The organism is Gaetbulibacter jejuensis (assembly GCF_039524015.1).
Lineage (GTDB): Bacteria > Bacteroidota > Bacteroidia > Flavobacteriales > Flavobacteriaceae > Gaetbulibacter_B > Gaetbulibacter_B jejuensis.
This window is the reverse complement of the sequence record NZ_BAAAGF010000001.1, coordinates 39,873-55,011: the sequence shown is the minus strand read 5'-3', so window position 1 is coordinate 55,011 and position 15,139 is coordinate 39,873. Positions and strand designations below refer to the sequence as shown.

Genomic DNA, 15,139 nt, shown 5'->3' with positions numbered 1-15,139 from the left:
ATTTTTTTTTGTGCAAATGAAACTTTGTTATAAATTTGCATCCTCATTTGAAATGATGGCCTATGGTGTAACTGGCAACACGTCTGGTTTTGGTCCAGAAGAGTCTAGGTTCGAGCCCTAGTAGGCCAACAAAAAAAGTCTTCCAATTGCGGAAGACTTTTTTGTTTTAGAGTTTTGAGATTATATCTTAAACGTAATCACAGGTCTTTTGGCATGATTCACAAGGTCTTCACTTATACTGCCGTTAAAAAAATGAGCAATTCCTTGTCTTCCATGAGTGCTTATTCCTATTAGGTCTGCGTCAATATCTTTAGAGAAGTTTAAAATGCCACTTTCTACAGTAGTGTCGTTATATATGTTTAGCGTGTAATTGTCAAATTCATAATCTTTTATAAAATCTAATATTCGTTCTTTAGCTTTTGATGTAGTTGTAAACGTGTTTGCGGTATTTACCATGAGTAAATGTATTTTTGAACCAAATGCACTGGCAAAATCGGTTGCTTGCTTATAGGTTTCTTTATTGTCGTTTTTAAAATCAGAAGCAAACACAAAGTTTTTAACATTAAAGCTAGTGTGCTCGTTTTTAATCACCAATACAGGAATATCAGACGTTCTTACAACCTTTTCAGCATTTGAACCAACAAACATTTCTTTAAAACCACTAGCGCCATGTGAGCCCATAACAATTAAGTCTATGTTTAACTCATGACACTTGTCAATGATGTTGCCAAAATTGGTGTCAGATTTTACAGTTTCGTGTACAGTAATACCTTCTAAATAATCGCTAGCCATAAGGTTTTCAAATTTTTGATGCGCTAATTTCATGAAGAACATTGCTTCGGGTAATGCGCTATGAGAACTCATGGCATCAACTTCCTGTAATGGAAGTTCTAACATGTGAAGTAGGTAGATTTCACTATTCTCTTTTTTGGCTAATTGAGCAGCAACTTTTAATGCGTTTTCTGCTTCTTTAGAAAAGTCGGTTGGTACAAGAATTTTTTTCATATTGATGACGTTGAATGTTATAACATAAATTTAATAATAAAAATCGACTTTACCCTATTTGCAGAAATCAATTAATTTGTTGTATATTTGCAGCGTTGTAAGGAAAAAGAAAATACGAGGGGACGGGAAGTCCCCTCTTTTTATACTAAAAATGTTTAGAGATACCGTAAAAGAATTACTTGATAAAGCCTTAGAAGAACGACAAGATTTGTTCTTGATTGATTTTGAGGTGTTAGATAATAATGCCATTAAGATTATTATTGATGGCGACAACGGAGTACTTGTTGAAGATTGCATATTTGTAAGTCGTGCAATTGAGCATAATCTAGACAGAGAAGATCAGGATTTTTCTTTAGAAGTAATGTCGTCTGGTGCTACAACACCATTAAGCCATATAAGACAATACAAAAAAAATATAGGTAGAGTTTTAGGTGTAAAGACAAAAGCTAGCGAAAAATTTGAAGCAACACTTGTTAATCAAGATGAAGAAGGGATAATGCTAGAGTGGAAAGCAAGAGAACCTAAGCCAGTAGGTAAAGGAAAAGTTACTGTTAAAAAAGAAGCCAAGATAAAATACGATGATATTTTAGAGGCAAAAGTTATAATAAAATTTTAATTCATAATAGATATGGAAAATGTTGCGTTAATTGATTCTTTTTCAGAATTTAAAGACGATAAGTTAATAGATCGTGTAACGTTAATGGCGATTTTAGAAGATGTGCTAAGAAATGCATTAAAAAAGAAGTATGGAGATGACGATAACTTTGATATCATTATAAACCCAGATAAAGGAGATTTAGAGATATGGAGAAATAGAATTGTTGTAGCAGATGGAGAAGTAGAAGAACCAAACCAAGAAATTGAATTAAGTGAAGCACGTAAAATAGAACCAGATTTTGAAGTAGGAGAAGATGTAGCAGAAGAAGTTAAACTTATAGATTTAGGAAGACGATCTATCTTAGCATTAAGACAAAATTTAATTTCAAAAATACATGAACACGACAATACTAATATCTATAAGCAATTTAAAGATTTAGAAGGTGAAATTTATACAGCCGAAGTGCACCACATTCGTCACAGAGCAATTATTTTGCTAGACGATGAGGGTAACGAAATTATTTTACCAAAAGACAAACAAATTCCTTCTGACTTCTTTAGAAAAGGAGAAAATGTAAGAGGAATTATTGAAAGTGTTGAGCTTAAAGGAAATAAACCAGCAATTATCATGTCAAGAACAGCTCCTGTTTTCTTAGAGAAGTTGTTTGAACAAGAAATACCAGAGGTTTTTGATGGATTAATTACCATAAAAAATGTGGTAAGAATTCCAGGTGAAAAAGCAAAAGTAGCTGTAGATTCTTATGATGATAGAATAGATCCAGTTGGAGCATGTGTAGGTATGAAAGGATCTAGAATACACAGTATAGTAAGAGAATTGGGTAACGAAAACATTGATGTAATCAACTTTACCAACAACTTACAATTATACATTACAAGAGCATTAAGTCCAGCAAGAGTAACATCAATAAAAATTGATGAAGAAGCAAAACGTGCTGAAGTACTTTTAAAACCAGAAGAAGTAAGTAAAGCTATTGGTAGAGGAGGTCATAACATACGTTTAGCAGGACAATTAACAGGTTATGAAATTGACGTGTTTAGAGAAGGAACTGAAGAAGATGAAGATGTAGAATTAACTGAATTCTCTGATGAAATCGAAGGATGGATTATTGAAGAATTCAATAAAGCAGGTCTTGATACAGCTAAAAGTATTCTAGAGCAAGATATTGAAGACCTTGTGAAGAGAACAGATTTAGAAGAAGAAACAATAATTGATGTTATCAGAATTCTTAAGGAAGAATTTGAAGAATAACATATATTTAAGTTATATTACAAGCAATTTATGGCGCAAACAATTAGATTAAATAAAGTATTAAGAGAACTCAATATTTCTATTGACCGTGCAGTTGATTTCCTAGAATCAAAAAACGTGGAGATAGAAAAAAGTCCTAATACAAAAATATCAGAAGACGTTTATGCAATTCTTTCCAACGAGTTTCAAACAGATGCAAGTAAAAAAGTAGCGTCTCAAGAAGTTAGTGAAGCAAAGCTTAAGGAAAAAGAAGAGTTGCGTGAACAACGTGAGCGCGAGCTTGAAGAAAAGGCGAAAAGAGAAGAACGAGCAAAAGTCGTTAAAGCCAAAGCTGAATTAAGCGGTCCGAAACAAGTAGGTAAAATTGATTTAGACAAACCTAAAACCGAACCTAAAAAAGAGACTCCTAAAGTAGAGGAAGCTCCTAAAGTTGAAAAAACTGAAAAGGTAGAAAAAGTAGATAAGGTTGAAAAGGTAGAAAAAGTCGAAAAAGTCGAGGTTAAAAAAGAGACTCCTAAAGTAGAGGAGACTCCAAAAGTCGAAAAACCTGAACCTAAAAAGGAAACTCCTAAAGCTAAAGAAGTTCCAACCGAAGGTGCTGTTGGTGATGACAAACTAAAAACGCAATACCAAAAACTTTCAGGACCTAAAATAGCTGGAGATAAGATCGATTTATCTCAATTCAATAAGCCTAAGAAGAAAAAAGAAGATAAAAAACCTGCGGCTTCATCTGATAGAGACACCAATAAAAAGAAAAGGCGTCGTATTAGTAAACCAGGATCAGATAATAACTTTAACAGAAACAATAACCAAAGAGGCGGTTTCAAAGGTAAAGGAAAACGTCCAGCTGTTGTTAAAGAAGAACCAAGCGAAGCAGAAGTTCAAAAGCAAATTAGAGAAACTCTAGAAAAGCTTCAAGGTAAATCTAATAAAGGTAAAGGAGCTAAATATCGTAGAGAGAAAAGAGAACAACATAGAGAGCAAACTGAAAAAGACTTACAAGCTGAAGCAGCAGAAAGTAAAATTCTTAAAGTAACCGAGTTTGTTACTGCAAGTGAAGTTGCTACTATGATGAATATTTCTGTTACCGAAATTATTTCGGCATGTATGTCGTTAGGTATGATGGTAACAATGAACCAACGTTTAGATGCTGAAACACTATCGGTTGTAGCAGATGAATTTGGTTATGAAGTTGAGTTTGTAACTGCTGATATAGAAGAGTCTATTGAAGAGGTAGAAGACAAGCCAGAAGATTTAAAATCTCGTGCACCAATTGTAACTGTAATGGGTCACGTAGATCATGGTAAAACATCGTTACTAGATTACATTCGTGAAGAAAACGTAATTGCAGGTGAGTCAGGTGGAATCACACAGCACATTGGAGCTTATGGAGTTACTTTAGAAAGCGGACAAAAAATCGCGTTTTTAGATACTCCTGGTCACGAAGCCTTTACAGCTATGCGTGCTCGTGGTGCTCAAGTAACTGACTTGGCAATTATTGTTGTAGCAGCTGATGATGATATCATGCCTCAAACCAAAGAGGCAATTGCACATGCGCAAGCAGCAGGTGTTCCAATTGTATTTGCAATTAATAAAATTGACAAACCAACAGCAAATCCTGATAAGATTAAAGAAGGATTAGCAAACATGAATTTATTGGTTGAAGATTGGGGAGGAAAAATTCAATCGCATGATATCTCTGCAAAAACAGGACAAGGTGTTAATGAATTACTAGAAAAAGTATTGCTAGAAGCTGAATTATTAGAGTTAAAAGCAAATCCAAATAAACCTGCAAACGGAACTGTTGTTGAAGCATTCCTAGACAAAGGTAGAGGTTATGTGTCAACAATTTTGGTACAAGCCGGAACACTTAAAATTGGAGATTATGTACTTGCTGGTAGAAACAGTGGTAAGGTAAAAGCTATGCATGATGAACGAGGTAATGACATTACTGCTGCAGGACCATCAACTCCTGTATCTATTTTAGGTTTAGATGGAGCACCACAAGCAGGTGATAAATTCAACGTATTTGAAGATGAACGTGAAGCTAAACAAATTGCAGCTAAACGTACACAATTACAACGTGAGCAATCAGTAAGAACACAACGTCACATTACCTTAGACGAAATTGGTCGTCGTATTGCGCTTGGAGATTTCCAAGAGTTGAACATAATCTTAAAAGGTGATGTTGATGGATCTGTTGAAGCCTTAACCGATTCGTTCCAGAAATTATCTACCGAAGAAATTCAAGTTAATATCATACATAAAGGTGTTGGAGCCATTACAGAAAGTGATGTGCTTTTAGCAACTGCCTCTGATGCAATTATTATCGGATTTAACGTAAGACCAATGGGTAATGCACGTCAAATTGCAGATAAGGAAGAAATCGATATCAGAATGTATTCTATTATCTATGATGCTATTAATGACCTTAAAGATGCAATGGAAGGTATGTTATCTCCAGAGCTTAAAGAGGAAATTACTGGTACTGCAGAGATAAGAGAACTATTCAAAGTGTCTAAAATTGGTACTATTGCAGGATGTATGGTAACTAACGGTAAAATATATAGAAACTCAGGAATAAGATTAATTAGAGATGGAGTTGTTGTTTATACAGGAGAGTTAGCATCGCTTAAACGTTTTAAAGATGACGTTAAAGAAGTATCTAAAGGATATGACTGTGGATTGCAAATCAAAAACTACAACGACATTAAAGAAGGTGACGTTTTAGAAGCATTCCAAGAAGTAGAAGTGAAGAAAAAATTGAAGTAATTACTCTTTCAATTAGATATAAAAAAAGCGACTTATTTAAGTCGCTTTTTTGTTTGATATAATCTTTCGTTTTAGCTTTTATCTCTTTTAGGTTTAAAAATAAAAGCATTGTTGTAGTTCTTTTTAATTTTAAGTAAAGCCTTGTCAGCTTCAAGTCTACTTCTAAAATTTCCTACCCAAATCTTGTAGTTGGGTGTCTCATATTCCATGCTTACAGGCCATTCGCTGTAAGTTTTCATAAAATCAGCCTCAGCTTTTTGAGCTCCAGAGTGATTTCCTTGATAAACTTGTATTTTATACAAGTCAACAGTTTTAGCATCTTTTTTAAACTGTAATAACTTTTCAATGTCTTTGTCTTGTTCAACAGTAACAACACCATCTTGAGCATTTCCTATTGAGGAAAATCCAATAAAAATTAAAAAGGCGAGTAGTGATTTTATGTTCATTTTTGTCATACGTATCTATTATTAAGAGTATTAAAATTTTCAAACGCAAATACTAAACCATTTAGTATTAACAACTTTTCAATTCGGTAAAATTAAAAAATTTATTTCAGCAAAAGTATATCTGTGTTTAATTAAGTAAAATGCAAGCTTCAATATTATTTAGAATCTTTATAAATTACCAATTAACACTTCTGTAACATTTCTAAAATGGACTTTAAGTATTATTTTTGCGTGAGATTTTATAACTGTATTTTTTTCTTTTTAAATGAAAAAATCATACCAAAGTTTGGAAGATAATTCAACTAACAATATGAAACAGGTGATATACCGTAAATTAACCGCTAATATACTTCAATTAGGGTTTATTCTTTTACTCACGTTTTCAACAACACTTAACGCTCAAGAAGGTGATCCTGCTAAGGGTAAATCTATTTTCAATACCAATTGTGCTTCTTGTCATAACCTAGATCGAAAGATGACTGGTCCTGCGTTACGTCATGTAGAGCAAAGATTAGCAGATGACCATGGTTTGGATAGAGAGTGGATTGCTGCATGGATTCGTAACAGTGCTGGAGTTGTTAAATCTGGCGATGCCTATGGTAACCAAATATTCAATGAATATAGTGGTACGCCTATGACGGCTTTCCCGCAATTAACTGATCAAGACATTTCAGATATCTTAGCGTATACAGCCCAAGAAGCTGTGGTAAAGAAACCTGAAACTCCAGAGAATCCTAATAGTGAAGGTGCTACAAATGGAGGAACTTCTAACAAAATAATCCTTTGGGCATTAGCATTGTTATTTGCATTGTTGGCTTTTGCTTTAGTGTTGGTAAGACGTACACTAAATAGATTTGCTGAGGCTAAAGGAATTGAGATTCCTCAAAAAGACAAAGGATTGCCATTATGGAAAGCGTTTGTGCAAAATCAATTTTTAGTATTGGTTACTGCAATCTTCTTTTTATTGACTAGTGGTTATTTTGTGTATGGTTATTTAATGCAGGTAGGTGTTGATCAAGGATACCAACCAGTACAACCAATACACTTTTCTCATAAAATACACGCAGGAGATAACGGTATCGATTGTAAATACTGTCACTCATCTGCAAGAGTAAGTAAAACTTCAGGAATTCCTTCATTAAACGTTTGTATGAACTGTCATAAATCAGTTGTTGAATATACAGGTGAAACTACTGCTGAGTATAGCAAAGAGTTTTATGATGGAGAAATCCAAAAATTATATGCAGCAGCAGGATGGAGTGATGCAGACCAAAAATACACTGGTCAAGCGCAACCTGTAAAGTGGGTTAGAATTCACAACTTGCCTGATTTTGCATACTTTAATCACTCACAACACGTGTCTGTAGCAGGAATTCAATGTCAAACATGTCATGGTCCTGTTGAGGAAATGGAAATCATGTATCAACATGCTCCACTTACAATGGGATGGTGTATTAACTGTCACAGAGATACTGAGGTTAAAGTTCAAGATAATGGTTATTATGAAAAAATTCATGAGCAATTATCTAAGAAATATGGAGTTGAAAAATTAACAGCTGCTCAAATGGGTGGACTGGAATGTGGTAAATGCCATTACTAATTTAATATTAATAAAGAGTAATTCAATTATATAATATGTCATCAAACAAGAAATACTGGAAAAGTGTTGAAGAGCTAGACCAAAACAGCTCTGTTGTTGAGACGCTAAAACAGAACGAGTTTGTTCAAGAAATTCCAACTGATGAGTTTTTAGGAGATAAAGCCTCATTAGAAAGTTCTTCTACAACACGTCGTGACTTCTTAAAGTACGTTGGTTTTAGTACAGCTGCAGCGTCATTAGCTGCCTGTGAAGGACCAGTGATAAAGTCAATCCCTTATGTGGTACAACCAGAGGAAATTATTCCTGGTGTTGCTAACTACTATGCAACTACAATTGCTGACGGATTTGATTTTGCAAGTGTTTTAGTTAAAACTCGCGAAGGTCGTCCAATTAAAATCGAAAACAACACAATGGCAGCTACCAATGGTAGTGCTAATGCTAGAGTTAATGCTTCGGTTTTAGGGTTATATGATAGCCTTAGAGTTAAAAAACCAATGAAAGGCGACGCTGAAATTTCTTGGGAACAATTTGATGCTGAAACCAATCAAGCCTTAACAGATGTAATGAATTCTGGTAAAGAAATTGTGTTATTTACACAAACATTTGCTAGTCCTTCAACATCTAGATTGATTGCTGATTTTAAAGCAAAATATGGTAATGTACGTCATGTACAATACGATGCTGTTTCTGAGTCGGCTGCATTAGATGCTTTTCAAGCAAAATATGGAGAACGTGGTTTAGCGGATTACGATTTTTCTAAAGCAATGACAATTGTATCTGTAGGAGCAGACTTTTTAGGTGATTGGCAAGGTGGTGGATTTGATTCTGCATATGCTAAAAAGAGAATTCCAGATCATGGAAAAATGTCTCGTCACATTCAGTTTGAATCAAACATGTCTCTATCAGGAGCTAATGCTGATAAAAGAGTACCAGTAACTCCAACACAACAAAAAATGGTATTGGCTAAGCTTTATGCCGAAGTAGTTGGTGGTTCTGTTTCTGTTGATTTACCAGAAAATATTTTACAAGCAGTTACTAAAACAGCGTCTGAGCTTAAAAGCGCTAAAGGAAAAGCTGTAGTTGTAACAGGACTTAACGATATAAATGCACAAACCGTTGCATTAGAAATTAATGAGTACTTAAACAGTGAAGCATTCAATACTGCTTCACCAATAAAAACTAGACAAGGTAGTGACAAAGCTGTATCTACTTTGGTTAGTGATATGAAAGCAGGAAAAGTTGGAGCAATTATAATGAGTGGAGTTAATCCATTATATACATTACCTAACGCTGCTGACTTTGCTGAAGGATTAAAAAACACTAAAGTGTCTATCGCTTTTTCTATGAAAGCTGATGAGACGTCAACTAACTGTACATATATTGCTGCTGCACCACATTACTTAGAATCTTGGGGTGATGTAGAAATGAAAAAAGGACATTATGCATTAATGCAACCAACAATTCGTCCTTTGTTTGATACAAGACAATTTCAAGATGCATTATTAAAATGGTCTGGAAGTGATGTATCGTATCATGATTATGTAAAAGATACTTGGAATTCTTCAATACTTAATGGAGGATCATTTAACCAAGCGTTACATGATGGTGTTTTTGTAAGTAATGTGTCAATTGATGTTGTTGAAGAAGCTACAACAGAAGAAGATACTGCTGAGGCACCTTCAACTAATGCAGCAAGAGCTTTAGCTTCTTCTGCAAAAGCTGGTTCAGGATTAGAACTTACATTATATAGCAAAACAGGAATGGGAGATGGTCAACAAGCCAATAACCCATGGTTACAAGAGTTCCCAGATCCTATTTCCCGTGTATCTTGGGATAACTATTTAACTGTTTCTAAAGCTGATGCTGATAAACTTGGACTTAAAAATGTTCATGTAGCAACAGGAGCTTTAGATGGAAGTTATGCTGATGTTACTGTAAACGGAACAACTTTAAAGAATGTTCCTGTATTAATTCAACCAGGACAAGCTAATGGTTCTGTAGGTTTATCATTTGGGTATGGTCGTAAGGCTGGACTTAAAGATGAAATGAAAACAGGAGTTAATGCTTACCAATTATACAGTGATTTTAATAATATTCAAAGTGTAACTGTAGCTGCTGCTGCTGGAATGCATGAGTTTGCATGTGTTCAGTTGCACAATACATTAATGGGTCGTGGAGACATCATTAAAGAAACTACACTTGAAATATTTAATACTTACGATAAAGAAGACCACAAACACGGTTGGAATAAGATACCTGTTGTTTCTCTTAACCATGAGGAAACTCCAGTAACTTCTCCAGATGTTGACCTTTGGGATGAGTTTGATCGTTCAATTGGGCACCACTTCAATTTATCTATCGATTTAAATGCTTGTACAGGTTGTGGAGCATGTGTGATTGCTTGTCATGCAGAAAACAATGTGCCTGTAGTAGGTAAAGAAGAAGTTCGTCGTAGTCGTGATATGCACTGGTTACGTATTGATAGATATTATTCTTCAGAAGACTCTTTTGAAGGCGATAATGAAAAGAAAGATAATATCTCTGGTTTAGGAAGCTCATTAAGTGAGTTTGGTGAGATGGAAAACCCATCAGAAAATCCTCAAGTAGCTTTCCAACCAGTAATGTGTCAACACTGTAACCACGCACCTTGTGAAACAGTTTGTCCTGTGGCAGCAACATCACATGGTCGTCAAGGTCAAAACCATATGGCTTATAACCGTTGTGTAGGTACAAGATACTGTGCTAACAACTGTCCTTATAAAGTACGTCGTTTCAACTGGTTCTTATATAGCCAAAATGATGAGTTCGATTATCACATGAATGACGATTTAGGACGTATGGTATTAAACCCAGATGTTGTAGTACGTTCAAGAGGTGTTATGGAAAAATGTTCTATGTGTATTCAAATGACACAAAAAACAGTTCTTGATGCTAAACGTGATGGTAGAGAGGTAAGAAAGGATGAGTTCCAAACAGCATGTTCAGCTGCTTGTAGTAGTGGAGCAATGATTTTTGGAGACATTAACAATAAAGAAAGTAAGGTAGCTCATCTTAAAGAAGATGACAGAGCATATCACTTACTAGAACATATTGGTACAAAACCAAACGTTGTATATCAAACTAAAGTTAGAAATACAACTGAAGCTTAACAAAAGAATTAATAAGAAACAATTATAAACAAATTATGGCGTCTCATTACGAAGCACCTATTAGAAGACCTTTAGTTACAGGTGAAAAATCATACCACGATGTTACTGTGGATGTGGCAAGACCTATTGAAGGTAAAGCAAATAAGCAGTGGTGGATAGTTTTTGGAATTTCACTGGTAGCTTTTCTTTGGGGAATTGGATGTATTTTATATACCATATCAACAGGTATTGGAACTTGGGGTTTAAATAAAACCGTAGGTTGGGCTTGGGATATCACCAACTTTGTATGGTGGGTAGGTATTGGTCACGCAGGAACACTTATTTCTGCAGTACTTCTTTTATTCCGTCAAAAATGGAGAATGGCAATTAACCGTTCTGCAGAAGCGATGACAATCTTCTCTGTAGTACAAGCAGGATTGTTCCCTATTATTCACATGGGTCGTCCATGGTTAGGATATTGGGTGTTACCAATTCCAAACCAGTTTGGTTCACTATGGGTTAACTTTAACTCTCCTTTACTTTGGGATGTATTTGCGATTTCAACTTATTTATCAGTATCGTTAGTATTCTGGTGGACTGGTTTATTACCTGATTTCGCAATGATTCGTGATAGAGCTGTTAGACCTTTCCAAAAGAAAATATATTCTCTAATCAGTTTTGGTTGGACAGGACGTGCTAAAGATTGGCAACGTTTTGAAGAAGTATCATTGGTATTAGCAGGTTTAGCTACACCACTTGTACTTTCTGTACATACCATTGTATCTTTTGACTTCGCAACTTCAGTAATCCCAGGATGGCATACTACAATTTTCCCTCCTTACTTCGTTGCTGGTGCGATTTTCTCAGGATTCGCAATGGTAAACACACTTCTTATCATTATGAGAAAAGTGTGTAACCTAGAAGACTATATTACTGTACAACACATCGAGTTAATGAATATTGTAATCATGATTACTGGTTCTATAGTAGGTGTGGCTTATATTACTGAGTTATTTATTGCTTGGTATTCTGGTGTAGAGTATGAACAATATGCATTCCTTAACAGAGCAACAGGTCCTTACTGGTGGGCATATTGGGCGATGATGACTTGTAACGTGTTCTCTCCACAGTTTATGTGGTTTAAGAAACTACGTACTAGTATTATGTTCTCGTTCTTTATCTCTATTGTTGTAAACATAGGTATGTGGTTTGAGCGTTTCGTAATTATCGTTACATCATTACACAGAGATTACTTACCATCTTCATGGACAATGTTCTCTCCAACGTTTGTTGATATTGGAATTTTCATTGGGACAATAGGATTCTTCTTTGTACTATTCTTATTATACTCTAGAACATTCCCAGTAATCGCTCAAGCTGAGGTTAAGACTATTTTAAAATCTTCAGGAGAAAGATATAAGAGAATAAGAGAAGCTGGTGAAAGTTTATCAGGTACTGGAGCAGATGAAAGAACATCAGGTAAAGCTGTTGAAGTAAAATCTGCACCAAAGGCTGAAGTAAAGGACAATACTGATAAAGTAAATAGCTTATTTGAAAGTATAGGTAAGTTCGACCCAAGTACACAAACTGCTGATGACCTTAAGGTGATTAATGGTATTGGTCCAAAAATGGAAGACGTACTTAACAGTATAGGTATTTTTACTTATGTTCAGGTAAGTAAAATGACAAAGAGAGAATACGACTTGTTAGACGAAATTACAGGTTCTTTCCCAGGAAGAGCAGAACGTGATGATTGGTCTGGACAAGCTAAAAAACTAATAAACTAAAAGTAGCATATGGAATCTTCAAAAGTAATTCACGCTATTTATACAGATGATGATGTATTAATGTCTGCGGTTAAAAAAGTTAAAGCAGCAAAACATCATATTGAAGAAGTATACACACCTTTTCCAGTTCATGGATTAGACAAAGCTATGGGATTAGCACCAACACGTATTGCAATTGCTGCATTTATGTATGGTTGTGTAGGGTTAACTGTTGCTATTACCATGATGAATTTTATCATGATTAAAGATTGGCCTCAAAACATAGGTGGAAAACCAAGTTTTAGCTACATAGAAAATATGCCAGCTTTTGTACCAATTATGTTTGAGTTAACAGTATTCTTTGCTGCCCATTTAATGGTAATCACATTTTATTTACGTAGTAGAATGTGGCCATTCAAAAAAGCTGAAAACCCAGATCCAAGAACTACTGACGACCATTTCTTAATGGAGATAGCTGTTCATGGAAATGAAGAAGAACTTGAGAGTTTACTTAAAGAAACAGGTGCAGTAGAAATTAATTTAGTAGATAAAGAAGAAGCACATTAATATGAAGAGCTTAATTAAAGTAGCAGTTATAGCATTAGTATTAGTAGCGTTTGTCTCTTGTAAAAAAGATTCAAGACCTAATTACCAATTCATGCCTAATATGTACGAGTCTGTAGGTTACGAAACATATTCAGAGTCTGATGCATTTAAAAACGGAAAAGAAGGTCAATTGCCTGTAGAAGGAACAATTCCAAGAGGACATACTCCTTTTGATATTGATAACACAACTGAAGGATATGAGCTTGCAAAAGCTACACTGGCTAATAAATTAGATTCTACTCAAGTAGATTTCACTAGAGGAAAAGAACTTTATGATATTTATTGTGGTATTTGCCATGGTAATAAAGGTGACGGACAAGGTAACCTTGTAAAGCGTGAAAAGATACTAGGTATACCTAGTTATGATGATGTTGGAAGAGCAATTACCGAAGGTAGTGTTTACCATGTAATATACTATGGTAAAAACGCAATGGGTTCTTATGCAAACCAATTGAACGAAGAAGAGCGTTGGCAAGTAGTTGCTTATGTAATGAAATTAAAAGCTGATTTAGAAAAATAAGACAGATAAAGATTATATATAGATATGTACACATTTTCAAATAAATTAAAGACACTTTCTATTGCATTAATGATTATTGGGGCAATAGGCGTTGTTTATGGTTTTATGACATCTCATAAATCTTTTGAAGACGTTGAAACCATGTTAGTGGCTGAGTCAGCTTCACATCATGGTGGAGGTCATGGAGAAGATGCAGCGCATGCTTCACCTGCTCATGATACTCACAACACTACAGATGCTCATGCAACTAACGCTCATGCTAATTCAGATGTAAGTCATGGTGACGACCACAAAAAACATGTTGAGCATGTAATGCACCAAATACACAATAGACCTTGGGCAGCATTATACGTTGCAGCATTTTTCTTTTTCATGATAGCTTTAGGAGTACTTGCATTTTATGCAATTCAATATGCAGCTCAAGCAGGATGGTCTCCAGTACTGTTTAGAGTTATGGAAGGGATAACATCTTATGTATTACCTGGTGGATTAATAGTATTAGCAATTGCTGTTGCTTCACACTATTTAGGACACAATAGTATTTTTGTTTGGATGAATGAAAATATGACTAACCCAGATCACGAAGATTATGACAAGTTAGTTGCAGGTAAATCAGGATTCTTAAATATGACAGGATTTATAATTCGTGGATTAATATTTATAGCTGGTTGGAGTATTTACCGTCATTTTGCTCGTAAGTTCTCAATAGCTCAAGATAATGCTGATATTAACGATAACAGTAACTTTAAAAAGACATTCCGTATTTCTGCTGCATTCTTAGTATTCTATATTTATACTGAATCTATGATGTCTTGGGATTGGATTATGAGTGTTGACCCTCACTGGTTTTCTACCTTATTTGGATGGTATGTTTTTGCAAGTATGTTTGTAAGTGGAATTACAGTAATTGCAATGATAACTATGTACTTAAAGTCTAGAGGTCACTTAGAGTTTGTAAACGATAGCCATTTACACGATTTAGCTAAGTTCATGTTTGCAATCAGTATTTTCTGGACATACTTATGGTTCTCTCAATTTATGTTAATCTGGTATTCTAACATTCCAGAAGAGGTAACTTATTTTGTAACGCGTTTCCAAGATTACCAATTACCTTTCTTAGGTATGGTAGTAATGAACTTTGTGTTCCCATTATTAGTATTAATGAATAGTGATTACAAACGTATTCCTTGGTTTGTAGTTATGGCTGGTATAGTAATTCTTTGTGGACACTATTTAGACATATTCAATATGATTATGCCTGCAACAGTAGGAGATAGATGGTTTATTGGTGTATCTGAAATTAGTTCAATAATGTTATTTGCAGGACTGTTTATTTTCGTAGTATTCACTGCATTGACTAAAGCACCTTTACTTGCAAAAGGAAACCCATTTATTAAAGAGAGTGAACATTTCCATTATTAATTAAAAT

Annotated in this window: 11 protein-coding genes and 1 tRNA gene; 10 read left to right on the top strand and 2 right to left on the bottom strand. The window is 34.8% G+C overall.

Annotation, left to right across the window (positions count from 1 at the left end; genetic code table 11):
• Positions 1-56: 56 nt before the first annotated feature.
• Positions 57-129: transfer RNA gene (locus ABD011_RS00220), tRNA-Gln, on the top strand.
• A 51-nt stretch (positions 130-180) separates the two neighbouring features.
• Here ABD011_RS00220 and ABD011_RS00215 read toward each other — a convergent pair.
• Positions 181-1,005 carry a universal stress protein gene (locus ABD011_RS00215; RefSeq protein ID WP_262733254.1) on the bottom strand — a complete coding sequence of 275 codons (825 nt, stop codon included), beginning with the start codon at positions 1,003-1,005 and terminating at the stop codon, positions 181-183.
• 151 nt (positions 1,006-1,156) lie between these two features.
• Here ABD011_RS00215 and rimP point away from each other — a divergent pair, with 151 nt between their 5' ends.
• From rimP to infB, 3 genes are read left to right on the top strand one after another with little or no spacing between them, the layout of a single operon-like run.
• Entirely contained in the window at positions 1,157-1,621 is a 465-nt protein-coding gene (rimP, locus tag ABD011_RS00210; RefSeq protein ID WP_129760952.1) for a ribosome assembly cofactor RimP, read from the top strand.
• Positions 1,622-1,633: 12 nt separating this feature from the next.
• Positions 1,634-2,872, top strand: coding sequence for a transcription termination factor NusA (gene nusA, locus ABD011_RS00205; protein ID WP_129760953.1), 1,239 nt, complete (start codon positions 1,634-1,636; stop codon positions 2,870-2,872).
• 30 nt (positions 2,873-2,902) lie between these two features.
• Positions 2,903-5,644, top strand: coding sequence for a translation initiation factor IF-2 (gene infB, locus ABD011_RS00200; RefSeq protein ID WP_262733252.1), 2,742 nt, complete (start codon positions 2,903-2,905; stop codon positions 5,642-5,644).
• A 71-nt stretch (positions 5,645-5,715) separates the two neighbouring features.
• Here infB and ABD011_RS00195 read toward each other — a convergent pair whose 3' ends face one another.
• Positions 5,716-6,090 (bottom strand): SPOR domain-containing protein, encoded by a 375-nt coding sequence (locus tag ABD011_RS00195; RefSeq protein WP_129760955.1) that lies wholly within the window; start codon positions 6,088-6,090, stop codon positions 5,716-5,718.
• A gap of 310 nt (positions 6,091-6,400) precedes the next feature.
• Here ABD011_RS00195 and ABD011_RS00190 point away from each other — a divergent pair, with 310 nt between their 5' ends.
• Genes ABD011_RS00190 through ABD011_RS00165 form a run of 6 tightly spaced genes read left to right on the top strand, consistent with a single transcriptional unit; the run spans position 6,401 to position 15,132 of the window.
• Positions 6,401-7,690 carry a cytochrome c3 family protein gene (locus tag ABD011_RS00190; protein WP_131508807.1) on the top strand — a complete coding sequence of 430 codons (1,290 nt, stop codon included), beginning with the start codon at positions 6,401-6,403 and terminating at the stop codon, positions 7,688-7,690.
• Between the two features lie 35 nt (positions 7,691-7,725).
• Positions 7,726-10,839: a TAT-variant-translocated molybdopterin oxidoreductase gene (locus ABD011_RS00185; protein ID WP_343795051.1), complete on the top strand. Its 3,114-nt coding sequence runs from the start codon at positions 7,726-7,728 to the stop codon at positions 10,837-10,839.
• Positions 10,840-10,874: 35 nt separating this feature from the next.
• A complete protein-coding gene (gene nrfD / locus ABD011_RS00180) occupies positions 10,875-12,605 on the top strand; it encodes an NrfD/PsrC family molybdoenzyme membrane anchor subunit (protein ID WP_343795050.1) in 1,731 nt (576 codons plus the stop codon).
• A gap of 9 nt (positions 12,606-12,614) precedes the next feature.
• Positions 12,615-13,151 carry a DUF3341 domain-containing protein gene (locus ABD011_RS00175; protein ID WP_129760959.1) on the top strand — a complete coding sequence of 179 codons (537 nt, stop codon included), beginning with the start codon at positions 12,615-12,617 and terminating at the stop codon, positions 13,149-13,151.
• A 1-nt stretch (position 13,152) separates the two neighbouring features.
• Complete coding sequence (locus ABD011_RS00170) at positions 13,153-13,710, top strand: c-type cytochrome (RefSeq protein WP_343795049.1); 558 nt, start codon at positions 13,153-13,155, stop codon at positions 13,708-13,710.
• 24 nt (positions 13,711-13,734) lie between these two features.
• The gene (locus ABD011_RS00165) at positions 13,735-15,132 is read left to right on the top strand and encodes a quinol:cytochrome C oxidoreductase (RefSeq protein ID WP_131508810.1); all 1,398 of its coding nucleotides are present in this window, start codon (positions 13,735-13,737) and stop codon (positions 15,130-15,132) included.
• Positions 15,133-15,139: the final 7 nt, after the last annotated feature.

Coding starts and splice junctions, on each gene's coding strand:
- ABD011_RS00175 (WP_129760959.1), top strand. CDS start 12,615: ATGGAATCTTCAAAAGTAATTCACGCTATTTATACAGATGATGATGTA.
- nusA (WP_129760953.1), top strand. CDS start 1,634: ATGGAAAATGTTGCGTTAATTGATTCTTTTTCAGAATTTAAAGACGAT.
- ABD011_RS00170 (WP_343795049.1), top strand. CDS start 13,153: ATGAAGAGCTTAATTAAAGTAGCAGTTATAGCATTAGTATTAGTAGCG.
- ABD011_RS00185 (WP_343795051.1), top strand. CDS start 7,726: ATGTCATCAAACAAGAAATACTGGAAAAGTGTTGAAGAGCTAGACCAA.
- ABD011_RS00190 (WP_131508807.1), top strand. CDS start 6,401: ATGAAACAGGTGATATACCGTAAATTAACCGCTAATATACTTCAATTA.
- nrfD (WP_343795050.1), top strand. CDS start 10,875: ATGGCGTCTCATTACGAAGCACCTATTAGAAGACCTTTAGTTACAGGT.
- ABD011_RS00215 (WP_262733254.1), bottom strand. CDS start 1,005: ATGAAAAAAATTCTTGTACCAACCGACTTTTCTAAAGAAGCAGAAAAC.
- infB (WP_262733252.1), top strand. CDS start 2,903: ATGGCGCAAACAATTAGATTAAATAAAGTATTAAGAGAACTCAATATT.
- ABD011_RS00195 (WP_129760955.1), bottom strand. CDS start 6,090: ATGAACATAAAATCACTACTCGCCTTTTTAATTTTTATTGGATTTTCC.
- ABD011_RS00165 (WP_131508810.1), top strand. CDS start 13,735: ATGTACACATTTTCAAATAAATTAAAGACACTTTCTATTGCATTAATG.
- rimP (WP_129760952.1), top strand. CDS start 1,157: ATGTTTAGAGATACCGTAAAAGAATTACTTGATAAAGCCTTAGAAGAA.